This window comes from Pseudomonas sp. NBRC 111131 (assembly GCF_001320525.1).
Lineage (GTDB): Bacteria > Pseudomonadota > Gammaproteobacteria > Pseudomonadales > Pseudomonadaceae > Aquipseudomonas > Aquipseudomonas ceruminis.
The window spans coordinates 21,900-44,918 of the sequence record NZ_BCBH01000027.1 but is presented as its reverse complement, the minus strand read 5'-3'; the positions used below and the strand labels follow the sequence as shown (position 1 = coordinate 44,918).

Here is a 23,019-nt window from a genome sequence, read left to right as displayed (position 1 = left end):
CGCCGTGTCCCAAGCTGTGTACCCCACGCGTCCACAGCAAGAGGCCATGACCATGAGCATCACTTACGACTGGGACCTGATCGAGCGCTTGTTGCACGAAGTGCAGAATGGCGCCGACCACAGCTTCACGCCACGCCCCTATGCCGAACAACATGCCGCCGCGATGGCCTCCGAGGGTCAACCGGTGGGAGATGTAGACCACCTTAAAACCCGCGCCTGCGAGTATGAGAAGCTGCTGTTCGAACGTGGCTTCATCGAAACCCGGCCCCCAGAAGAGGGCGGCAATGGCGAAAATTTCGTGCTCACACCGCGCGGTTCACGGCTTTTGAGCCTGCTCGACAGGAGTATCCCAGGCGATACACACCCCCGCGAGGTGCTCAATGAGCAGGAGGATCCACTGGACGAGGCCACGTTCGACAAGGTCTCGTCCAAGGCACAGATCGCTTGAGGTCGTTTTGAGGCTGGCACGGGCAGGCAAGGAAAACCGATAATCGGGTTTCTTTGAACACTGCCGAGCCTTGTCCGATGCCATTGACCACTCAGGAGGGCCGCTCATGACCGCGGCCCGCAAGAACCCCGATGCTTTCGCCTTCCAGGTCATGCTGGGGCTATGCCTGATCTGGGGCTGCCAGCAGGTGCTGATCAAGACCGCCGCAGTGGATATCGCCCCAGTGATGCAGGCGGCCCTGCGCAACGGCATCGCCGCCGTGCTGGTGGGGCTGATGATCTGCTGGCGGGGGGGCTGGGGTCAGGTGGGCAGCACGTGGCGCGGCGGGTTGCTGGCGGGCGGTTTGTTCGGCCTGGAGTTTTTGTTCATTGCCGAAGGGCTGAAGCTGACCTCGGCGGCGCACATGTCGGTATTCCTCTACACCGCACCGGTGTTCACTGCGCTCGGCCTGCATTTCATGTTGCCCAGCGAGCGTCTGCGCCTGTTGCAGTGGCTGGGTATCCTGCTGTCGTTCGGAGGGATTGCCACGGCCTTTGCCGGTGGCCTGTCGTTTGAGCAGATGGATGGGCGAATGCTGCTGGGCGATGCCTTGGGCGTGCTGGCGGGCCTGGCCTGGGGGGCGACTACAGTGGTGGTGCGTGGTTCACGGTTGTCCGAGGCACCGGCCACGCTCACCCTGTTTTACCAGCTGGCGGTCGGTTTTGGTGGTTTGCTGCTGATTGCCTTGCTCAGCGGGCAGATCGGTGCGGTGGTATGGACGCCGCTGGCAGTGGGCAGCGTGCTGTTTCAGGGCATCGTGGTGTCATTCGTCAGTTACCTGACCTGGTTCTGGCTGCTGCGTAAGTACCTCGCGTCGAACCTGGCGGTGTTTTCGTTCATCACACCGTTGTTCGGTGTGACGTTTGGGGTGCTGCTGCTGGATGAGCCGCTGAGCGTGAACTTCGTGCTGGGAGCGGTGATGGTTTTGCTTGGTGTAGTGCTGGTGAGCGCCGAGCCGTGGGTGAAGCAGCAGTTACGCCGGCTCGTAGGGTAGAGAGTGTGTAACGGCCCTGTCGCCGACTTGTCGGGACAGGGCCGCACTGATCAACCCGCGTTCACGAAGCCACCCGGCCAGCAACCTCGCAAGCCTGGGTGCTGCGAGTACGGGTAAGCACCAACGCGCCCGCCACGCCCAGCCCCGCTGCAGCCAGCACCAGCGCCGGCTGCAGGCTGCCACTGTAATGGTTGCTCAGCGCCGCCAGCAAAGGCCCGCTTAGCTGTCCGAGTGCAAAACAGGCGGTCAGCAACCCGGCATTACGCTGCGTCGCATGGGGCGCCAGTTCCCGGGAGCGCTGCATCACCAATTGCATGCAGGCCAGGAATGGCGTGCCGCACAACACGACGCCCAACGCCAGGCCAATGCCGCCGCCCATCAGGCAAGCCAGCACGCCCAAGGCCTGCAGCCACAAGGTGGCGGCCAGCCATGCCGAGGTTCGGCCGGCACGCCGTGCACTCACTGCCAACACACCTAAAGCCGCAGCCAGGCCAAAGGCTGGCCAGAACAGGTCGGCGGTCCAGCTACCGCGCATCTGCTGGTTGGCCATCTGCGACAGGAACGTGGCCGGCAGGATGTAACCCACACCATACAAGGCATACACCAGGCCAAGGCGGCCAATGCCAGCGCTGCGCGTCGCCCCTTGTGGCGCGGGGCTGGGTGCCACGGCGGGCTCCAGCGCCTTGGGCAGCCATGGTTGCGTGGCCAGGAGCAGCACCAGCGCGGCGCCGGCATACACCAGCCACAGCGCCGCCGAGCCCAGGCCCAGCAGGTGCGCACCCAGTGCCAGCAAACCGGTGAGGGCGATGCCTAGGCCAGGGCCGGCAAACACCATGGCGCCCAGTTGGGGGCGGTTGTGGGCATTGGCCACCTGTTGGCTGAGGCTGGTGATCATCACCAGCACCCAGGCACTCGCCACACCAGTACCGAAGCGCAGCAGCAAGTGGCCCCAGAACCCGTCAGCGGCGGCGCTGGCCAAGGTCAGCAGCACGCACAGCCACAGGCCGCCCAGCAGCCGAAGCCTGACCTGGGCTGGCGTGCGGGCGAACATGGCATCCGCCGCACCAATGAAGTAGCCCAGGTAGTTAGCGGCGGCGACCAGCCCGCCAGCCGTCAGGTCGAACTGACCCTCTGCAAGCATGTGCGGCAGTTGCGGGGTAAGGGCGAAGCGGCCGATACCCATGGCCATCATCAAGGCCACGGCGCAGGCCAGCAATTGTACGAGCGGTGACATGAGAACACTCCTGCACGGTGTAAGCGGATAGATGGCAGGTTAAGAGGCTTTTGTTTTCAATAAAATTGAATAATGATGATGAAGTTGTTCTGTTTTGGAGAAAGCCATGGAGTTCAGCCAACTGCGTATCTTCCAGGCTGTTGCCGAGGAGGGTTCGCTCACCCGGGCCGCCGAGCGTTTGCACCGGGTACCTTCGAACCTGTCCACGCGCTTGCGCCAGCTTGAGGAGCAATTGGGCGTCGAGCTGTTTCTGCGTGAACGCCAGCGCCTGCAGCTTTCGCCTGCGGGCAAGGTACTGCTGGATTACGCCAACCGGCTTGCCGCGCTTCGTGACGAGGCCGTTGCGGCAGTGCAGGGTGGCCAGCCGGCCGGCGATTTTGTGCTTGGCACCATGTACAGCACGGCTGCCATTCACCTGCCAGCGCTGCTGGCGCGCTACCACCAAGCTTACCCGGCGGTGAACCTGCAGGTGCAGGCGGCACCCAGCGGCGAGCTGCTCGAGGGGGTGCTTGGCCATCGTCTCGATGCCGCGCTGGTGGATGGGCCTCCTAGCCTGGCCGGGCTGGACGGCGTGCCCTTGTGCGACGAACAACTGGTGCTGATCACCAGCCCTGAACACCCAGCAGTGCACAGCGCCCGGGATGTCGCGGGCAAAGCTGTGTTCACGTTTCGCCAGGGCTGCTCTTACCGTATGCGCCTGGAGGCCTGGTATGCCCATGCCCATACCCCGATGGGGCGGGTGATGGAGATCGAGTCGTATCAGAGCATGCTGGCCTGCGTGATCGCCGGCGCTGGGGTAGCGATGATGGCGCAGTCGATGCTCGACAGCCTGCCTGGGCGCGACCGGGTGCGTGCCCATCGTTTGCAGGCACCGTTCGATCAGGCCGTCACCTGGCTGATGTGGCGACAGGGTATGCGTGGCGCAAATTTGCAGGCGTGGATCGAGCTGCAACAAAGCGAAACGATTAACCAGCCGTCGGAATGCGCCGTTTCCGCTTGATCCGCGTCAAACTCGCCCTTATCTGTAAGAACAAGGGCATGCGTAATACAGGACATAGGGCTATGATCTGTATGAAACATCTCAGGATTGATTGACCGTGAGGCTGACCCGTCAAGGGGGCACTATGAAAAACCAAATGTTCAACTGGCTCCATGACTTGGCTGTCGCGCTGGGGCTGATACCTCCACCCCTGCAGCCGGTGCCGATCCCGACTGATGAAGAGCAGCGCAAGCGCCAACCGCGTCGCCGCTGAAACAGAAAGGCCGCCGCATCAGTCATGATGCAGCGGCCTTTTTTTGATGCTGGTTGATGTCTGTCGTTGCAGACGCTGATGAATCAGGCCAGCTTCACGGCACCCACTGTCTTGCGCGACAGCACGCTCACCACCACGAAACTCACCAGACCAATCGCCAGGCTGTAGTAGATCGGCGTATTGGCATCCAGCCCATCCTTGAACATGAAGAACAGCGCGGTGGCAAAGCCCAGCGACATGCTGGCGATGGCCCCTGCGGTGGTCGCACGTTTCCAGAAGATGGCGCCGATCAGCGGGATCAGCATGCCGCCGACCAACAGGTTGTAGGCCAACGTCAGGGCGCTGATCACATCGTTCACCGCCAGGGCAATGCCCAACACCACGAGGCCAGTGAGCAGGGTGAACAGGCGGTTGATGCCCAGGCTCGACTGCTTGCCGCCGCGTAGCTTGGGCAGCAGGTCTTCGGTCAGGGTGGTGGAGGCCGCCAGCAGGCCGGCACTGGCCGTCGACATCATCGCCGCCAGCGCCGCCGCCATCAGCAGGCCGCGGATGCCCTCTGGCAACTGGCTCTTGATCATTTCGGCGAAGGCATTGTTCGGGTTGGCCAGGTCGGGCATCAGCACGTGTGCGGCCATGCCGATCAGCGCACAGGCCAGGCCGTACAGCACGCAGTACACACCGGCGGTGGTCCCGGCGCGCTGGCAGACTTTTTCGTCACGGGCGGTGAACACCCGCTGCCAGATGTCCTGGCCGATGAGAATGCCGAAGAAGTAGATCAGGAAGTAGGTGATGATGGTGTCCCAACCGATGGTGGTCCAGTTGAAGCTGGCCGCCGGCAGCTTGGCGACCAAGGTGTCCCAGCCGCCGGCCTTGTACAGGCACACCGGCAGCAGGATGAACATCAGGCCCACGGTCTTGATCACGAACTGGACAATGTCGGTGAGTGTCAGCGACCACATGCCACCGATGGTCGAGTAGATCACCACCACGCCACCGCCCAGCAGCAACGACATCCAGAACGGCAGGTCGAGCAGCACTTGCAGCACAGTGCCCATGGCCAGGGTCGACGTCACGCCGATCATCAGCGCGTAGGCGAGCATGATGGCGGCACTTGCCTGACGTGCCATAGGGTTGTAGCGCCGCTCCAGCACCTGGGTCACGGTAAAGATCTTCAGGCGCAGCAGGGGTTTGGCGAGGAACAGGTTGAGGGCGATGATCCCCAGGCCCAGCGCCGCGCAGAGCCAGAAGCCAGAGATGCCATGGACATAGCCCAGGCGCACGGTGCCGACGGTGGAAGCGCCACCGAGCACGGTGGTGGCCATGGTGCCCATGTACAAGGTCGGGCCCAGGTTGCGCCCGGCCACCAGGTAGTCTTCGTGGGTCTTCGCACGGCGCATGCCATACCAGCCCAGCCCGAGCATGCCGATGGCATAAATCATTACAACGATGATGTCCAAGGCCATTGGGGGTCTCCCGATTATCTTTATTATGGCGAGATCGACCGCTCGGGCGTTCTCACGGTGCCCGGCGGTCTTGTCTTGTGTTGGCGGGCCTCAGTGGCCCTCCCAGATGGCTCCTGCCAGGGGTACAGCGATCAAGCAGTGCTCCTGCACCGGGGCGGTGCGGGCTGGTTCAGCGGCGCACGACGCCTGGCAGCACGCAAAGCATCTCGAACAACAGGTTGGCACCGAGCAGCGAGGTGTTGCCGGTGGTGTCGTAAGGCGGGGAGACTTCGACCAGGTCACAGCCGATCAAGTCCAGGCCGTGGCAGCCGCGAATGATCTCCATCGCCTGGATAGTGGTCAAGCCGCCGATTTCCGGGGTGCCGGTGCCTGGTGCCCAGGCCGGGTCGATGCCGTCGATGTCGAACGACAGGTAGACCGGGCCGCCGCCGACTTTTTCGCGCACTTCGGCCATCAACGGTTCCAGCGATTTATGCCAGCATTCTTCGGCCTGCACCACGCGAAAGCCCTGGCGACGGCTCCAGTTGAAGTCGTCGGCGGTATAGCCCTGGGCACGCAGGCCGATCTGCACGACGCGGTCGCAATCGAGCAGGCCTTCTTCCACGGCGCGGCGGAACGTGGTGCCGTGGGCGATCTTCTCGCCGAACATGTGGTCGTTGACGTCGGCGTGGGCATCGATGTGCACCAGGCCGATCTTGCCGTGTTTCTTGTGCAGGGCCCGCAGGATGGGGAGGGTAATGGTGTGGTCGCCGCCCAGGGTCATTGGGATGACGTTGTGCTCGACGATTTCATCGTAGGCCTGCTCGATGATGCGCACGGCGTCGAGCAGGTTGAAGGTATTGATCGCGACGTCGCCGATGTCCGCCACCGATAGCGAATCGAACGGGGCGGCACCGGTGGCCATGTTGTACGGGCGGATCATTACCGACTCGGCGCGGATCTGCCGTGGGCCGAAGCGGGTGCCGGAACGCAGCGACGTGCCGATGTCCAAGGGGACGCCGATGAAGGCGGCGTCCAAGCCTTGGGCGCTTTGCAGGTGGGGAAGGCGAAGCATGGTGGCGATGCCGCCGAAACGCGGCATTTCGTTGCCGCCCAGTGGTTGATGGAGAACTTTGTCCACGGTGGGCCTCATCAGTCGGTCGATTATTCTGTTTGTTCGAACCTGTGCCGCCGCGCGCCTCCAGTGTGGTCATGCCGGCGGGCAGGGACATTTCGGTCAAGTCTGCTCAAGGTAGTGCGTGGGAAAAATCGCTACCGGCAAATACTTACTTCAGGATTTTCTGAACTAACCAACGCGGAGCGGTTAGACTGCGCGCAAATAACACTGCGGAACCGTTGCACCATGGCCTCGACCTTGCCCGACCTGAAACTGCTGCGCATCTTCGTCAGCGTGGTGCGCCACCAGGGCTTCGCCAATGCCCAGCGTGAGCTCAATCTGTCGACGTCCGCCATCAGTACCTACATGAGCCAACTCGAAGGTGCGCTGGGTATCGTGTTGTGCCATCGAGGGCGCGGCGGTTTCAGCCTGACCAGCAAGGGCGAGTTGTTTCACCAGGAAACCTTGCGGCTGCTTGCCGAGCTGGATGGTTTCGAACAATACGCCGCTGCGCTCAAGGGCGAATTGCGTGGCACGCTCAACCTTGGGGTAATCGATTCCACGGTCGGCGACCGGGCGTTGCCATTGGCTGAGGCCATTGGCGCCTACAGCCAGGAACACCCAGCAGTGCATTTGCACCTGTCGGTATCGAGCCCTTATGAGTTGCAACTGGGTGTGCAGGACAACCGCCTGGACTTGGCGATCGGTGCGTTTTCTTCGCGCATGAGTGGCCTGTTGTATCAACCGCTGTACCGTGAACAGCATTGGCTGTATTGCAGCAGCCGTCACCCGTTGTATGCCGAGCGGCGTATTCCGGAACCTGTGGTGACCCAGCAGCGCATGGTCGGGCGGGGTTACTGGAGCCAGGCGGAGCTGGCCCGGCATGGCTTCAAGCACAGTGCGGCGACGGTGGAGAGTATGGAGGCGCAATTGATACTGATTTTGTCAGGCGCCTACATCGGTTACCTGCCCGAACACTATGCCCAGGCCTGGGTCGACAAGGGCGATCTGCGGGTGCTTTCTCCGGCTACTTTCGGCTATCAGGCGCCATTTTCGTTGATCATTCGCCGTGGTCGCAGCCGCGAGCCGCTGATCCAGACTTTCCGGGACTTGCTTAAAAGCCAACTCAACGTGGGATGAAACACAGGGCGTTTCGCCCATTTTGTCGGGATGGGCAGTTTTCCCACAGAAGCTCACCCGCTTTGCGCATGGAGCTCTGCTAAACCTCTACTTGTTTTGGTGATTTTCCCTTCATCCAGACAAGCAAAGGATTGCCCAAGATGCGCCTGAATATGCCCGTCACTGAGCACGAGAGAACCTTCTCCAGCGAGCAGCGCCTGATCTCCACCACGGACCTCAACAGCCGCATCACCTATTGCAATGATGCATTTGTGGCGATCAGCGGATTCACCTACGACGAGTTGATTGGCCAGACCCACAACCTGGTGCGCCACCCGGATATGCCACCTGCCGTGTTCGGCCACATGTGGGACACCATCAAGCAGGGCAAACCTTGGATGGGTGTGGTGAAGAACCGTGCCAAGAATGGCGACTTCTACTGGGTCAGTGCCTACGTCACGGCGATTTACGAAAATGGCCGTATCAGTGGCTATGAGTCGGTGCGTTCGGTGCCAACCCGTGAGCAGATCCGCCGTGCCGAAGCACTCTACCGGCGTTTGCGTGCCGGGCGCTCGGCCGTGCCTTGGGCCGCGCGCCTGGCGCATGGTCTGAGCCAGGGGTGGCCATTGATCGGCGCTGGCGTGCTGTCGGCCGCCGGCTATCTTGGGTTGCCACCTTATGCGGCTCTGGGCACGCTGATGGCCAGCCTGCTGGTGGCGTGGTACCTGATCGAAAAGCGTCAAAGTCAGGCAATCCGCCGTACCCTGGGCGAGCATCCCAAGGCCTTCACCAGCCCGCTGGTGGCGCTGACTTACAGTGACAATCCGGGCCTGCGTGGCCAGCTTGACCTGGCGATCATCAGCGAGGAGGCGCGCTTGCAAACGGCGTTGACGCGGTTGGTCGACGCCGGTGTCGGGGTCAAGTCGCGGGCTGCACAGTCCGCCGAGCTGTCTGGCGCCCAGGCGCAGATGCTCGATCGCCAGCGCAGCGAAACCGAACAGTCGGCCACGGCCATTGCGCAAATGGCCGCGACCATTCAAGAGGTCACCCATAACGTGCAGAGCACCGCCCATGCCGCCGGCGATGCCGACCAGCTTGCCCAGCAGGGCAGTGCGCTGGCGCAGCAGAGCCTGAAGGCGATGGACAGCATGAGCGAGGCCGTCAGCGATATTGGCCAGGCGGTCAATGCCCTGGCCGAGCAGACCCAGTCGATCGGTAGCGTGGTCGACACCATCACTTCGATTGCTGAGCAGACCAATCTGTTGGCACTCAATGCTGCGATCGAAGCGGCGCGGGCAGGGGAGCAGGGCAGAGGCTTTGCGGTGGTGGCCGATGAGGTGCGCTCACTGGCACAGCGCACACGTTCCTCCACCGAAGAGATTCACCAGATCATAGCCTCCCTGCACGCAGGCGCTGAGCGGGCGGTGAGCACGGCAACCCGTGGCGAACAGATCTCCCGGGACAGTGTGCAGCGTGTCGAGGCGGTGCAGGCGGCCCTGGCCGGGATTGCCCAGGCGGTCAGCCGGATCACCGGCATGAGCCAGCAGATGGCGACCGCATCGGAGCAGCAGAGCCATGTGGCCGAGGACATCAACCAGCAGATCGTGCGCATCGCCCACCTGTGCGACGAGACGGCGGGGCAAGCCAAGCAGGGGGCTGAAATCAGCCAGGACCTGGAGCGCATGGCCGAGTATCTGCATAGTTTGGCGCAGCGGTTCAACCGCTGATGGGCGCTGACGAAACACCTGTGGGAGCGGGCTTGCCCCGCGAAGCGAAACACCTGTGGGAGCGGGCTTGCCCCGCGAAGCGCCGCGCGGGCGGCGCTCGATCCCACAGGCGCCATCAAATCACCGACAAGCACCCACACGCTCCCCGCGCTCGCCAACCCTATGGCAAACTCCCCGGCCAAGGAGAACCCCATGCCCAGACCCCGCTGCGAGCGTTGCCAGCGCCCGCTCGATCACTGCCTTTGCCCACTGATCCCCTCGCTCGCCAGCCGCACCCGCGTGGTCCTGCTGCAGCACCCCAGTGAAACCTCACACGCCCTGAATACCGCACGCCTGGCTGCCCTTGGCCTGGTCAATGCCGAGTTGCGTATTGGCGAAGTGTTCGAAGACCTTGGCGAGTTGTTGCAGACCCCAGGCTACCGGCCCGCGTTGCTGTTCCCCGGCGACGAAGCCCAGGTGCTGACACACTACGGCGCAGCGGACGACGAACCCTTGCTGCTGATCGTTCCCGACGGCACCTGGCGCAAGGCGCGCAAGTTGCTGTACCTCAACCCGCTGCTCGAGGCGCTGCCCAGGGTGACGCTGGCGCAGCTGGCACCCTCACGCTACCGCTTGCGCAAGGCGCCTGAGCCGGGGGCGGTGTCGACCCTCGAGGCGGTGGTGCAGGCATTGAATGTGCTGGAACAGCCAGCGTGTTTCGATGCGTTGCTGCGGCCGTTCGAGGCATTGATCGAGGGGCAGATCAGGGCCATGGGGGTTGAGACGTTCGAACGTAATCACGGTCAAGGCTAAGGGACGGTAGGCCTCTTTCGGCCTCAAACCCACGCCAAAGCTACGGCGCCGCGCTCGCGAACAACGGTGGGACTTCTGGCAGCCGGCTTGCCGGCGATAGAGCTGCAGATGCCCCTTCAGCGCTCGCGCAGTGCTTCGGTCCGGGCCTTGAGCACCGGCTTGAGCAGGTAATCCAGCACACTCTTCTGCCCGGTGATGATGTCCACCGTGGCCACCATCCCCGGAATGATCAGCAGCGGCTTGTTATCCCCACCCAGGTGGTTCTTCTCGGTGCGCACCTGAATCAGGTAAAAGGCATTGCCTTTTTCGTCTGTCACCGTATCGGCACTGATCAACTCAAGCTTGGCCTTCAACCCGCCATAGATGGTGTAGTCATACGCACTGAACTTCACCATCGCCGGCTGCCCCGGGTGCAGGAACGCCACGTCCTGTGGCCGCACCTTGGCCTCGATCAGCAGGTTGTCCTCGATCGGCACGATCTCCACCAGGTCACTGCCCGGCTGCACCACGCCGCCGATGGTGTTGACCTTGAGCAGCTTGACGATGCCGCGCACCGGCGACACCACCGTGGTGCGGTTGACCCGATCGTCGATGGCGATGCTGGTGGCGGTGATCTTTGAGAGTTCCGTGCGTTTGTCGTTGAGCTCCTTGGCCGCGTCGGAGCGGAAGCTGGCGTCGGACTCCTGAATCTTGCTTCTGATCTCCGCCACAGCCGCCTCGGCGCGGGGGATGGCCAGGGTGGTGGCGTTGAGCTGGCCGCGGGCTTCGACCGTGCGCTGCTTGAGGCGCAGGATTTCCACCGGGGAGATGGCGCCTTTGCTCACCAGCGGTGCCGACATATCCAGCTCCTGCTGCAGCAGGCCCACGGCCGAGCGGTACTGCTCGACCTTGGAGCGGAATTCGGCCAGCTCCTGGGTTTTTTGCCGCAGTTGCTCATTGAGCGTTTGCTTTTCACTGGCCAGGCGACGCTGACGTGAACCGTAAAGCGACAGCTCGTCTTCGGCTACCTGAGGGGCCTTGGCGCGGACTTCGTCCGACAGCACGAAAGGCCGCCCTTCGGCTTCGGCTGCCAGGCGCTCGACCTGGGCGGTCAGCGCATAGCGATCGGCTTCGCTTTCACCTTTGTTGGATTTGAACCGGGTATCGTCCAGGCGCAGCAGCGTTGCACCTTTTTCCACCATCTGCCCCTCGCGCACCAAGATTTCAGTGACGATGCCCCCTTCGAGGTTCTGCACCACCTGCACTTTGCTTGACGGGATCGCCTTGCCTTCGCCCACGGTCACCTCGTCGAGCACCGCCAGGCTGGCCCATACCAGGGCCACCAGCAGCAACGCCGCCGCCAGCCAGACGGTCAGGCGTGACAGACGAGGGGAGTCTTGCAAGGTGGCGCTGGCCAGCTCCGGCATGTAGTCGCGCTCGGTGTGCCTGGCGGAGCCGCTATGGGGACTGCGTACGCTGTGGCTTGTGGTCATGGCCTAACTCCCACAGGGTTCGTGCCGTAATTTAGGCTGTGCATTTCAAGTGCTTCCCTACAACGCCGCCCCGATGCGGCCCTTGCGCAGGGCGTCGATGACCGCATCCTTCGGCCCGTCGGCGACCACTTTGCCGTTGTCCAGGACCAGCAACCGGTCCACCAGGCTGAGCATCGAGGTGCGATGGGTGACCAGCAGCAGGGTCTTGCCCGGCACCCAGTTCAGCAAGCGCTGGCGCAGTTGCTCTTCGCTGCTGTTGTCCATGTGGCTGGTGGGTTCGTCGAGGATCAACATCGGCGGCTCCAGCAGCAGTGCGCGGGCCAACAGCACGGCCTGACGCTGGCCGCCAGAGAGCAGCTGGCCGCGTTCGCCTACCGGGCGGTCGAAACCGTGCGGGTGTTGCCTGGCCAGTTCGCTGACGCCGGTCAGCTCGGCCACTTCGAGCATACGTGTATCGCTGACGTGTCGGGCGCCGAGGGTCAGGTTGTCGCGCAGGCTGCCGGCCAGCAGCGGCAGGTCATGGGCGACGTAGCCAAGCTGGCTGCGCAGGTCGGCGATGTCCAGTTGGCGCAGGTCGAGGTTGTCCAGCAGTACCTGGCCCTCGTCAGGATGATGGAATCCCATCAACAGGCGCCCCAAGGTGCTCTTGCCCGAACCACTGCGACCGATGATGCCGATGCGCTCGCCAGGTTTGATCACCAGGTTCACATCCTGCAGAGCAGGGGCCGCCTGCGCGGGGTAGCGGAAGGTGACATGGCTGAGGGTCAGGCCGCCTTTGAGAGGGGTATGCTCCAGGGCCTGCTGCTCGGCCAGGCGCTCTTGCGGCAGGGCCATCAGTGCGTCGGTGCTGCGCATGGTCAGTTGCGCCTGCTGGTAGCGGGTGATCAACCCGGCGATCTGGCCGAGCGGCGCGAGGACCCGGCTGCCGAGCATGTAGCTGGCGACCAGGGCGCCGACGCTGAGGTTGCCGGCAATGATGCTGTACACCCCGGCTACGATGGTGGCCATCCCGCAGAACTGCTGGATGAACAAGGTGCCGTTGCTGGCCAGCGACGACAGGTTGCGGGCATGGGCATCGAGGCGCGCCATGGCGCCGTTGGTGTGCTCCCACTGGTATTGCCGTTCGCTCTCGGCCCCGCAGGCTTTGAGGGTCTCCAGACCGCCAAGGGTTTCAATCAGCAACGCCTGGCGGACCGCGCCGAGGCTGAGGCTTTTTTGCACGGTGTCGCGCAGGCGTGCCTGGATGATCAGGGCGAAGCCGACCGCCAGTGGGAAGGCGATGAGCGGGATCAACACCAACCAGCCGCCGAGCAGGCCGATCACCAGCAGCATCAGGGCGACGAATGGCAGGTCGATGATGCTGGTCAAGGTCACCGCAGTGAGGAATTCACGCAGTCCCTGGAAGTCGTGGATACTTTGCGCGAAGCCACCGATGGAGGCTGGCTTGGCTTTCATGGCCATGCCGGTGATGCGCTCGAACAGGGTGGCAGAAAGGATCAGGTCGGTCTTCTTGCCAGCTTGATCCAGCAGATGGGCGCGTACCATGCGCAGCACCAGCTCGAAGGCCGTGCCGATGAACAGGCCGGCGACCAGCACCCACAAGGTCGACAAGGCCTGGTTGGGCACCACACGGTCGTAGGTCTGCATGACGAACAGCGGCACCATCAGGCCCAGCAGGTTGATCAGCAGGCTGGCCAGCAAGGCGTCGCCATACAACCAGCGGGAATGGCGCACGGTGTCACGGAACCACGCTTCGACCCGTGGCAGCAGCGGCGAGCGCAGCGCTTCCAGCGTATGGCGCGGGCGGGCGAACAAGGCCTGGCCGGTGTACGCCCGTTCGAGCGTTTCGCGCTCGACCCATTGCTCACCTCCTTGGGCCTCGCAAGGCAGAATAAGCGCCCGGCCATCATCCCCCCAACGTTGCAGGACGGCGCTGCGGCCATTGTCGAGTAACAGCAGCACCGGCAGGTTCAACGGCGAGATGTCCCCCAGTGCTCGTTGCAACACGCGGCCTTGCAAGCCGGCGCGGGCCGCGGCCCGTGGCAGCAAATCAGGCCCCAGGCGCTGTTGCAGCAGGGGCAGGCCGCTGCTCAGGCTGGCGCGGCTGGCCGGCCGGCCATGCAGGCGACACAGGATCAGCAAGCCATCGAGCAGCGGGTCATCGATATCGGGGCGCGGTTGCGCGCTTTGCATACTGGTCACGATGGACTACTCCCGCCACGGTGAATGGGTGGTGCTGCCTGGCGCTGAGCGCCTGGCTCAGCGCATGTCGGGTAACCTGGCTTCGGTGCGCACGTCGTTATTGGCGAGGGCTTCCGGTGGCAGCGAAATACGCTGCTTGCTCAACAGCTCGCCCATGGTCGCCAGCACGCGGTACATCGAGTACTCCTCGGTGTAACGCACTTCGGTATAGCGACGGTTGGCGTTGTACAGCTCGTTTTCGCTGTCGAGCAGATCAAGCAGCGTGCGCTGGCCAAGACCGAACTGGTCCTGGTATGCGGCGCGCACGCGCTGGGTGGTCTCGGCGTATTCGCGGGCGGTCGGAGTCTGCTTGCGTGCGTTGTTCATGGCGTTCCAGGCCAGGCTGAGGTTTTCGGTCAGCTCACGCAGGGCGTTGTTGCGAATGTCCAGGGCCTGGTTGATCTTGTGTGCGTCCGACTGCAGGCGAGCCTTGTCGCTGCCGCCGCGGAACAGGTTGTAGCTGAGCTCGACGCCGGCCTGCCAGTCGTTGTTGCTGTGGCCTTTCTCACCGGCCAGGTTGTTGTTGGCGCCGGTGGCCAGTACTGCATCCAGGCGAGGGTAGAAGGGCGATTTGGCGACTTCGTACTGTTGCTCGGCGGCATTGACGTCGGCTTGGGCGGACTTCAGGTACGGGTTGTTCTGGCGCATGCCTTCGCGCGCCTCGTCGAGGGTGCCAGGCATCTGTACCTTGATCGATTGCGGGCCTTCCAGTTCGTCCGGCAGGCGACCGACCACGCTGTAGAAATTGGCCTCGGCATCGGCCAGGTCGACCTCGGCAGTGTCCAGGTTGTTTTCTGCCAGGGCCCGGCGGGCGCGGGACTGGTCAAGGTCGGCGGTGCTACCCACGCCACGCTCGCTGCGCAGGCCTATCTGGTCGTTGACGCGCAGGTGCGCCTGCAGGTTGTTCTTGGCCAAGGTCACCAGTTCGCGGCGCTTGAGCACGTCGAGGTAGACCTCGACGGCGCGCAGGGCGACATCCTGAGCCACGGCCTGGGTGTAATAGGCGCGCGAGGTGGCGACTGCCTGGGTACGTCCCACTTCGTTGGCGGTGTTGAAGCCGTCGAAGATCATTTGCCGAAGGCGCAGTTCCGACTGGGTGTAGTTGAGGCTTTCCTTGTTGTGGTTGCGTGTGCCGTCAGCATTGAAGCCACGGGTGTTGACGTTGTCCGAACGCTGCCTGCCGTATCCGGCCACCAGGTCGACGCTCGGGTAATACCCGCCACGGGCGAAATTAACATCTTCGTCAGCTGCCAGCTTGCTGTTGCGGTTGGAGCTGATTTGCGGGTGATAGTCCATGGCGCTCTGAACTGCCTCGTTGAGCGACATCGCCTGAACGTTGGCGCACGCCATGGCCAACAGGATTGCACTGGTGATGGGGTTAAAAACGCGCATGGACTGCTTCTCCCTGGTCTTGAAAATGTCCTGCTAATGCCAAAAAACTGACGTTTTTTTGTCGTTCAAACCGTTTCAAGTTTGTAACAACAGAGCTAAGAACATTTGGCGCGCCAGCTAAGAAGATTTCTTCATAAGTTTTATGCGAAAAAAAACTTATGCGGTCTAACAAATCCGAGACATTGTTTCTTCCAGATGAATTTGCAACCGGCTGCAGGTCACGTTTTTCAAGGCCTGCACGAAGTTCCAGATTATTTGCAGCTAAAAACGCAGGATGGAAGGGTCAAAGCGGAATTTGGCGACAAAAAATTGGCATTGAATGATGGCCAATTAGTCCATGACTATCGCCAAAGCAGACCTTGGAGAACGATTCTCACCGTTGAGACACTCGGACTCGAAGCCTTTGACTCCACCGCCATGTCGTTGGCTGATGTAGCCAAATAGGGAAGGGGAGGCGTGCGCTCATGGCTAAGTTAGTCGGTGTGGTCAGCAAGGTGGTCGGTGAGGTATTCGCCCTGGGCAGCGACGGCAGTCGTCGCCCGTTGATCGAAGGGGACCGCTTGTTCGCAGGCGAGCAGCTTGAGACAGGCGCCGCTGGTGCGGTGGCGGTGCGCTTGCAAAGTGGCGGCGAACTTACGCTGGGGCGCGACAGCATCCGGCAGATGACCGCGGACCTGCTGACCCATCACGCGCACCCGGTACATTCCCAGGACGCCTCCCCAAGTGCGGCACAGCTCACCGATGTGGAGCGTATTCAGCAAGCGATTGCCGCGGGTGCCGACCCAAGTGAAACCAGCGAAGCACCCGCAGCCGGCCCCGACGGCGCTGCTGCGCCGGGGGCGTTGGGCGGTGGCCACAGTGTTGTGATGCTGACCGAAGTGGCGGCGCGGGTCGACCCGGTAGTGGGGTTTCCGACTGCCGGGTTCAATGGCACCCCGGAGCTTGCCAATCGCTATGTCGGGGATTTGGGCAATGGGCGCGCCCTGCGCGCTGGCGACAGTGGTGGCGGCACCGACGGTGGTTTGCCACCCGGCCAGCCCAATCCTCCCGGCGAGCCTAACCCCCCGTTGACGCCTACTGATGAGAACCATCCCGTTCAACTGCGCGGGCTTGAGCTCAACCCTGGCGACCCTGGCCTGGATGAAGCCAATCTGCCGCTGGGGTCTGCCAGCAATCCAGCGGCCCTGACCCAGCACGGCAGCTTTACCGTTGTGGCGCCGGACGGTGTGTTCAATCTCACCCTGGGCGGCATCAGTGTGGTGACCGCCGGCGTGGTGACCGGCGTAGGCCAATCGATCACTACCGCGCTGGGCAATATCCTGACAATCACCGGCTACGACCCGGCAACGGGCGTGGTGAGCTACAGCTATACCCTGACCGGTGCCGAACAGCATGCCGAGGGTGCAGGGACCAATTCGCTGAGCGAGCACTTCCCGGTGTTCGTCAGCGACACCGACGGTGATACGGCGCAAGGGACGCTGCAGATCAGCATCCGTGATGATGTACCGACAGCGGTGGATGACAGCCATCCGTTCAGCGCCACGGAGCTACGCACCGAATTGACCGGCAATGTACTGAGCAATGACGTGCAAGGTGCCGACCGCGTTCCGGGCGGCCCGGTGATAGCCGGTACGTTTGTTGGTACCTACGGCACCTTGATCCTGGCGGCTGACGGCTCGTATACCTATACCCTCAACACCGGCGGCCTGGGCTTCAAGAACCTGGGCGGTGGCGGCCATGGAGTGGAAAGTTTCACCTACACGATCAAGGACGCCGACGGCGACACCAGCAGCGCGACGTTGACCCTGAACATCAGCAACCTCGACGACCCGGTGACGCTTGACGGCCTGGATGCACAGGGCGGCGAACTGACGCTTCACGAGAAACACCTGCACGATGGCAGCGCACCAGATGCAAGCGCCCTGACCCAGCAAGGTACGTTCAAGGTTACCGCGCCAGACGGTTTGCAGAGCCTGACCGTGGGCGGCATCAGCGTGATCAGCGCAGGCGTTGCGGCAGGCTTTGCGCAGTCGATTGTCACTGCCCAAGGCAACACGTTGACGATCACAGGTTATGACCCCGCCACTGGCGTGGTGAGCTACAGCTACACCCTGGTGGGCAACGAAAGCCACCCTTCCGGCCAGGGTAGTAACAGTATCAGCGAGCATTTCCAGGTAATTGCCAAGGATGTCGATGGCAGCACCGCCACGGGCAGCCTGGATGTGAATATCGTCGACGACGTGCCGACGGCGAACAGTGATTACGTCAGCGTGGCCAAGGGCGACGTGGTGCGTGGCAACGTGATGCTCAATGACGTGGTCGGTGCAGATACTCGGGGTGATGGCCAATACGTGGTCGGCGTGCGTGCCGGCAGCGATACCTCGACCTCGGCCATTGGCCAGTTGAACACCCAGGTACATGGGCAGTACGGCTACCTGACCATCGATGCCTTTGGCAACGCCGAATACCACTCCGACCCGACCATCGCTTCGCCCAGGGATGCGCTGGAAACGTTCGTCTACACCATTCGCGACGCCGATGGCGATGAAAGCACTACGACCATTACCATCAACGTGCACAACGGCCTGATCGCCTGTGCGGACCATGACGTCACGGTGTACGAGAAGGCGCTGGACCTGATCAAGGACGGCAACGACCTGGCGGCCGGCACTGTCACCGGCAGCGATCCAGGTTCGACCCTGGAAACGGCGTCTGGCACGTTGGTTGGCTCAGCCAGCGGCGGCGTCGGTGCGCTGACGTTCAGCCTGGTTGGCAGCGCGGTGGGCCAGTACGGTCAGATCCAGCTGAACGCGGATGGCTCTTATACCTACACACTGACTTCACCGGCGAACTCGCCAATTCATACCAACGATGGCGCCAACACAGTAACGGAGACCTTCACCTACCAGGTGGGGGATTCACTGGGCAATTCGACCACCAGCACCATCGTCATCAGCATTGTCGACGATGTGCCGACGGCTAACAGTGATTACGTCAGTGTGGCCAAGGGCGACGTGGTGCGTGGCAACGTGATGCTCAATGACGTGGTCGGTGCTGATACCCGTAGCGATGGCCAATACGTGGTCGGCGTTCGCGCCGGCAGCGATACCTCGACCTCGGCCATTGGCCAGTTGAACACCCAGGTACATGGGCAGTACGGCTACCTGACCATCGATGCCTTTGGCAACGCCGAATACCACTCCGACCCGACCATCGCTTCGCCCAGGGATGCGCTTGAAACGTTCGTCTACACCATCCGCGACGCCGATGGCGACGAGAGCACGACGACCATTACCATCAACGTGCACAACGGCCTGATCGCCTGTGCGGACCATGACGTCACGGTGTACGAGAAGGCGCTGGACCTGATCAAGGACGGCAACGACCTGGCGGCCGGCACTGTCACCGGCAGCGATCCAGGTTCGACCCTGGAAACGGCGTCTGGCACGTTGGTTGGCTCAGCCAGCGGCGGTGTCGGTGCGCTGACGTTCAGCCTGGTTGGCAGCGCGGTGGGGCAGTACGGCCAGATCCAGCTGAACGCGGATGGCTCCTACACCTACACCCTGACTTCACCGGCAAACTCGCCAACGCATGCCAATGATGGTGCCAACACGGTCACTGAAACCTTCACCTATCAGGTGCGCGATTCACTGGGTAATTCGACCACCAGCACCATCGTCATCAGCATTGTGGACGATGTGCCGACCGCGAACAGTGATTACGTCAGTGTCGGCAAGGGCGACGTGGTACGCGGCAACGTGATGCTCAATGACGTGGTCGGTGCTGATACCCGTAGCGATGGCCAATACGTGGTCGGCGTGCGTGCCGGCAGCGATACCTCGACCTCGGCCATTGGTCAGTTGAACACCCACGTGCATGGGCAGTACGGCTACCTGACCATCGATGCCTTTGGCAACGCCGAATACCACTCCGACCCGACCATCGCTTCGCCCAGGGATGCGCTTGAAACGTTCGTCTACACCATCCGCGACGCCGATGGCGACGAGAGCACGACGACCATTACCATCAACGTGCACAACGGCCTGATCGCCTGTGCGGACCATGACGTCACGGTGTACGAGAAGGCGCTGGATCTGATCAAGGACGGCAACGACCTGGCGGCAGGCACTGTCACCGGCAGCGATCCCGGTTCGACCCTGGAAACGGCGTCTGGCACGTTGGTTGGTTCGACCAGCGGCGGTGTCGGTGCGTTGACCTACACCTTGGTAGGGAATGCCGTAGGGCAGTACGGCCAGATCCAGCTGAACGCGGATGGCTCCTACACCTACACCCTGACTTCACCGGCAAACTCGCCAACGCATGCCAATGATGGTGCCAACACGGTCACTGAAACCTTCACCTATCAGGTGCGCGATTCACTGGGTAATTCGACCACCAGCACCATCGTCATCAGCATTGTGGATGACGTGCCGACCGCGAACAGTGATTACGTCAGTGTCGGCAAGGGCGACGTGGTACGCGGCAACGTGATGCTCAATGACGTGGTCGGTGCTGATACTCGGGGCGATGGCCAATACGTGGTCGGCGTTCGCGCCGGCAGCGATACTTCAACCTCGGCCATTGGCCAACTGAACACGCAGGTGCATGGGCAGTACGGCTACCTGACCATCGATGCCTATGGCAACGCCGAGTACCACTCAAACCCCGATGCCGTGGCCCCTCGTGATGCGCTCGAGACATTCGTCTACACCATCCGTGATGCCGATGGCGACGAGAGCACTACCACCCTTACCATCAACGTGCACACCCACTCGTTGGAGCCCTGTGGAGACGGAGGGGTCAAGGTCTACGAGAGCGCCCTGGACCTGATCAAGGATGGCAACGACCTGGCGGCAGGCACCGTCACCGGCAGCGATCCTACCTCGCCCCGAGAAACCGCGATCGGCAGCCTGGTTGGCCAGGTCGCAGGTGGCGTGGGAGCACTGACCTATACCTTGGTGGGCAATGCGGTAGGCCAGTATGGCCAGATTCATCTGAACGCGGATGGCTCCTACACGTATACCCTGACTTCCCCCGCGAATTCGCCGACCCATGCCAATGATGGTGCCAACACCGTCACTGAATCGTTCACCTATCGGGTCGAGGATACGGTGGGTAACTGGACCACCAGCACCGTAACCATCACCATCGTCGACGATGTCCCGCAGGCACACTGTGACTATGTGAGTGTTGGCAAGGGTGATGTGGTACGGGGCAATGTACTGCTCAATGATGTGATCGGTGCCGATGTGCCGAGCGATTGTGGCTATGTGGTGGGTGTGCGCGCCGGCCATGACACGTCTACCTCAGCCATTGGCCAACTGGGCAGCAAAGTGTTCGGTCAGTATGGCTACCTGACCCTGGATGTCCAGGGTAATGCGGTTTACCACTCCGACCCCGACGTAGTTGCGCCGAGGGATGCGGTCGATAGGTTCGTCTATACCATTCGCGATGGCGACGGTGACGAAAGCACCACAACCATTACCGTCAATGTGCATGACAATTCGATATCCGAATGTGGTGATGGATATGGCCGGGGCCTTGAGCAACGGTTTGTCGATCGCGGTGCATTCACCTTGGATGCCAGCAGCATGACCGCTGCGCTGGTAGTGCTCGGGTATCTGGGGGCGAGCGGTGCGGCCAATGCCCAAGGCAACGCCGACGAGGTGATCAACATCAGTTTGCGCACAGGCGAAACCTTGCAACTGAACCAGGCCCATCACGATGCCAGCCTGGCGCTGGCGTGGAAAGAGGCGGGTGGCACCTATCAGGCCATTGCCGCAGGCGACAGTTTTACTGCCAGCCATGATGGGGTGTACAGCATTCAGGTGAGTGACCCGGTCGCTGCGAGCAAAGGCGGCGAGAGCTACCAACTGAGCATGGTCCTTGACTACGCCAGGGCGCCGGACGCCGGCGTGCATGCTGGCGCAGGCGTTGACCCTGCCGCGATCAGCCCCGTCGGCGCAATGGGCGTCACCTCGCTGGTAGGCCATGCGCCCGCTGGTGTCGAGGCGAGTGCTACCGCCAACTATGCCTTGGCCAAGGAGGGAGTCACGATTGACCTGAGCCATGACGGGGCACAAGACACTGGAAGTGCGGGCCTGGAAAGCTTCAATGGCATTCATAACCTGGTTGGCTCCGACTATGGCGATATTTTGATCGGCAACAATGGCGACAATGTCCTCATTGGCGGGGGTGGTAACGACGTGCTCAAGGGGGGGGATGGCAATGACACCCTTATCGGAGGGGTCGGCGACGACAGCTTGACCGGGGGCAATGGCAACGACATTTTCATCTGGCAGAAAGGTGACAGTGGCCATGACACGGTCACCGACTTCACCCCTGGCAGTGACAAGCTCGATTTGTCGCAACTGCTGCAGGGCGAGCATGCCACCGCCTCCTCACTGGATGACTACCTGCATTTCAAGGTCAACGGCACTGGCGCCAATGTGGTTTCGACCATCGAGGTCAGCAGTGTGGCGGGAGCGGCGCCGACCCAGACAATCGACCTGGCCGGCGTCGACCTGGCCCAGCATTACGGGGTAACCGCCGGGGCGGGTGGTGTGGTATCGGCAGGGCATGACACAGCCACCATCATCAACGGGATGCTCGATGATCATTCGCTGAAGGTGGATACGGTGTAAGACGTTCGGCTACAAGTGGGGCTGGCTGCGCAGCTGACCTGCGGCATACCGCACCGGCCTTGCCGGTCCCTGCCAAATCAGTTGTTGGCCGCGCGCTCAACCGGGTTTGCGCAAGGTTTTCTGCTTGAGAATATACAGGCTCACCAACACCGCACTGGTCAGCATGAAGACCCGTGCCCAGAACAGAGGCACCAGGTAACAGGATAGGCCAATGCTCGCCCACATCAGCCCGATGGCGTAGACCTTGCCCTTCAGCGGGATGCCTTCGCCGTTCAGGTAGTCGCGGATCCACGGCCCTAGCTTGGGGTGGGTGACCAGCCAGTGGTAAAAGCGTGGCGAGCTGCGGGCGAAACAGGCAGCCGCCAGCAGCAGGAACGGGGTGGTGGGCAATACCGGCAGGAAGATCCCCAGCACCCCCAGCGCAACGCTGAGCCAGCCGATGGCCAGCAGCAGGTAGCGCACAGCCGACTCAGTGGTGGCGTGGCTTGAGCAGCGCCGGCTTCTCGTCGGGTGCGTGCAGCAGCAGGAACAAAGCGCTCAGCGCCTCAGGGATCTGCACGATCATGTCGTCCTGCAGGTTGGCGTTGCTGGCGATGTCGGCGAACTCAGGTTGTTCGTCGAACAGGCCGGAGCCGACCATGATGGGCAGCAACATCTCGCTGACTTCTTCTTCGGCGTTTTCGAACCAGGCTTCCTCGCGCAGGAACACGCCTTCCATGAAGCCGATGCACCAGCCGCGCAGGTCGGAATCGTCCGGCTCGTCGGTCAGGTCCAGCTCGCAAGGCAGGTCGAATTCTTCGTCGCTGGCCAGTTGACGGGCGATGTGCCCCTTGAGCGCCACCAAGGTGGCCTCGATTTCGGTGCGCTGGGCATCGCTGGCGTAATGGGGCTCTTCGGCGAACAACGCGTCGATCCATTCGCGCTCGGGAACGTCTTCCGAGCAGATCGACAGCGCGGTCAGGTAGCCGTGGGCGGCGACGTAGTCCAGCGCTTCTTCGTGCAGCTCGTCGGCGTCGAGGAAGGCTTGCAGGCGGGTCAGTTGCTCGGCGAAGGACATTACAGGGCTACCTTGGGGAATAAACGATAATGAATTCTAGCACCTTGC

Annotated in this window: 17 protein-coding genes; 9 read left to right on the top strand and 8 right to left on the bottom strand. The window is 62.4% G+C overall.

The window, feature by feature from the left end; all coding sequences use genetic code 11:
* Nucleotides 1-52 precede the first annotated feature (52 nt).
* Nucleotides 53-448 carry a hypothetical protein gene (locus tag APH34_RS21110; RefSeq protein WP_054902831.1) on the top strand — a complete coding sequence of 132 codons (396 nt, stop codon included), beginning with the start codon at nucleotides 53-55 and terminating at the stop codon, nucleotides 446-448.
* Between the two features lie 106 nt (nucleotides 449-554).
* Nucleotides 555-1,481 carry a DMT family transporter gene (locus APH34_RS21105; RefSeq protein ID WP_054902830.1) on the top strand — a complete coding sequence of 309 codons (927 nt, stop codon included), beginning with the start codon at nucleotides 555-557 and terminating at the stop codon, nucleotides 1,479-1,481.
* 61 nt (nucleotides 1,482-1,542) lie between these two features.
* Here APH34_RS21105 and APH34_RS21100 read toward each other — a convergent pair whose 3' ends face one another.
* Nucleotides 1,543-2,715, bottom strand: coding sequence for a YbfB/YjiJ family MFS transporter (locus tag APH34_RS21100; RefSeq protein ID WP_054902829.1), 1,173 nt, complete (start codon nucleotides 2,713-2,715; stop codon nucleotides 1,543-1,545).
* Nucleotides 2,716-2,821: 106 nt separating this feature from the next.
* Between APH34_RS21100 and APH34_RS21095 the strand changes: the two genes are divergently transcribed.
* Both APH34_RS21095 and APH34_RS30050 read left to right on the top strand, forming a co-directional pair.
* Entirely contained in the window at nucleotides 2,822-3,715 is an 894-nt protein-coding gene (locus APH34_RS21095) for a LysR family transcriptional regulator (protein WP_054902828.1), read from the top strand.
* Between the two features lie 124 nt (nucleotides 3,716-3,839).
* Nucleotides 3,840-3,968, top strand: a complete 129-nt coding sequence (locus APH34_RS30050; protein WP_256215799.1) for a PA1414 family protein — start codon at nucleotides 3,840-3,842, stop codon at nucleotides 3,966-3,968.
* An 83-nt stretch (nucleotides 3,969-4,051) separates the two neighbouring features.
* Here the strand turns inward: APH34_RS30050 and APH34_RS21090 are convergent, their stop codons facing one another.
* Together APH34_RS21090 and speB are read right to left on the bottom strand one after the other, a co-directional pair.
* A complete protein-coding gene (locus APH34_RS21090) occupies nucleotides 4,052-5,431 on the bottom strand; it encodes a sodium:solute symporter (RefSeq protein ID WP_054902827.1) in 1,380 nt (459 codons plus the stop codon).
* 169 nt (nucleotides 5,432-5,600) lie between these two features.
* The gene (gene speB / locus APH34_RS21085) at nucleotides 5,601-6,551 is read right to left on the bottom strand and encodes an agmatinase (protein WP_054902826.1); all 951 of its coding nucleotides are present in this window, start codon (nucleotides 6,549-6,551) and stop codon (nucleotides 5,601-5,603) included.
* A gap of 222 nt (nucleotides 6,552-6,773) precedes the next feature.
* Here speB and APH34_RS21080 point away from each other — a divergent pair, with 222 nt between their 5' ends.
* The 3 genes from APH34_RS21080 to APH34_RS21070 all read left to right on the top strand — a co-directional run bounded on the left by APH34_RS21080 (nucleotide 6,774) and on the right by APH34_RS21070 (nucleotide 10,165).
* Nucleotides 6,774-7,667: a LysR family transcriptional regulator gene (locus APH34_RS21080; RefSeq protein ID WP_054902825.1), complete on the top strand. Its 894-nt coding sequence runs from the start codon at nucleotides 6,774-6,776 to the stop codon at nucleotides 7,665-7,667.
* A 140-nt stretch (nucleotides 7,668-7,807) separates the two neighbouring features.
* Complete coding sequence (locus APH34_RS21075) at nucleotides 7,808-9,373, top strand: PAS domain-containing methyl-accepting chemotaxis protein (protein WP_054902824.1); 1,566 nt, start codon at nucleotides 7,808-7,810, stop codon at nucleotides 9,371-9,373.
* A gap of 192 nt (nucleotides 9,374-9,565) precedes the next feature.
* A complete protein-coding gene (locus tag APH34_RS21070) occupies nucleotides 9,566-10,165 on the top strand; it encodes a tRNA-uridine aminocarboxypropyltransferase (protein ID WP_054902823.1) in 600 nt (199 codons plus the stop codon).
* Between the two features lie 116 nt (nucleotides 10,166-10,281).
* Here the strand turns inward: APH34_RS21070 and APH34_RS21065 are convergent, their stop codons facing one another.
* The 3 genes from APH34_RS21065 to APH34_RS21055 all read right to left on the bottom strand — a co-directional run bounded on the left by APH34_RS21065 (nucleotide 10,282) and on the right by APH34_RS21055 (nucleotide 15,270).
* Nucleotides 10,282-11,637, bottom strand: coding sequence for an HlyD family type I secretion periplasmic adaptor subunit (locus APH34_RS21065; RefSeq protein WP_054902822.1), 1,356 nt, complete (start codon nucleotides 11,635-11,637; stop codon nucleotides 10,282-10,284).
* A gap of 57 nt (nucleotides 11,638-11,694) precedes the next feature.
* A complete protein-coding gene (locus APH34_RS21060; protein WP_156358105.1) occupies nucleotides 11,695-13,830 on the bottom strand; it encodes a type I secretion system permease/ATPase in 2,136 nt (711 codons plus the stop codon).
* A gap of 66 nt (nucleotides 13,831-13,896) precedes the next feature.
* The gene (locus APH34_RS21055) at nucleotides 13,897-15,270 is read right to left on the bottom strand and encodes a TolC family outer membrane protein (protein ID WP_054902820.1); all 1,374 of its coding nucleotides are present in this window, start codon (nucleotides 15,268-15,270) and stop codon (nucleotides 13,897-13,899) included.
* Nucleotides 15,271-15,465: 195 nt separating this feature from the next.
* Here APH34_RS21055 and APH34_RS29315 point away from each other — a divergent pair, with 195 nt between their 5' ends.
* Nucleotides 15,466-15,714 carry a hypothetical protein gene (locus APH34_RS29315; RefSeq protein WP_156358103.1) on the top strand — a complete coding sequence of 83 codons (249 nt, stop codon included), beginning with the start codon at nucleotides 15,466-15,468 and terminating at the stop codon, nucleotides 15,712-15,714.
* A 20-nt stretch (nucleotides 15,715-15,734) separates the two neighbouring features.
* On the top strand, nucleotides 15,735-21,914 hold the full coding sequence (locus APH34_RS21050; RefSeq protein WP_054902819.1) for a retention module-containing protein: 6,180 nt from the start codon (nucleotides 15,735-15,737) through the stop codon (nucleotides 21,912-21,914).
* 96 nt (nucleotides 21,915-22,010) lie between these two features.
* Here the strand turns inward: APH34_RS21050 and APH34_RS21045 are convergent, their stop codons facing one another.
* Both APH34_RS21045 and APH34_RS21040 read right to left on the bottom strand, forming a co-directional pair.
* Nucleotides 22,011-22,376 (bottom strand): YbaN family protein, encoded by a 366-nt coding sequence (locus tag APH34_RS21045; RefSeq protein WP_054902818.1) that lies wholly within the window; start codon nucleotides 22,374-22,376, stop codon nucleotides 22,011-22,013.
* 7 nt (nucleotides 22,377-22,383) lie between these two features.
* Complete coding sequence (locus APH34_RS21040) at nucleotides 22,384-22,971, bottom strand: YecA family protein (protein ID WP_039602166.1); 588 nt, start codon at nucleotides 22,969-22,971, stop codon at nucleotides 22,384-22,386.
* Nucleotides 22,972-23,019: the final 48 nt, after the last annotated feature.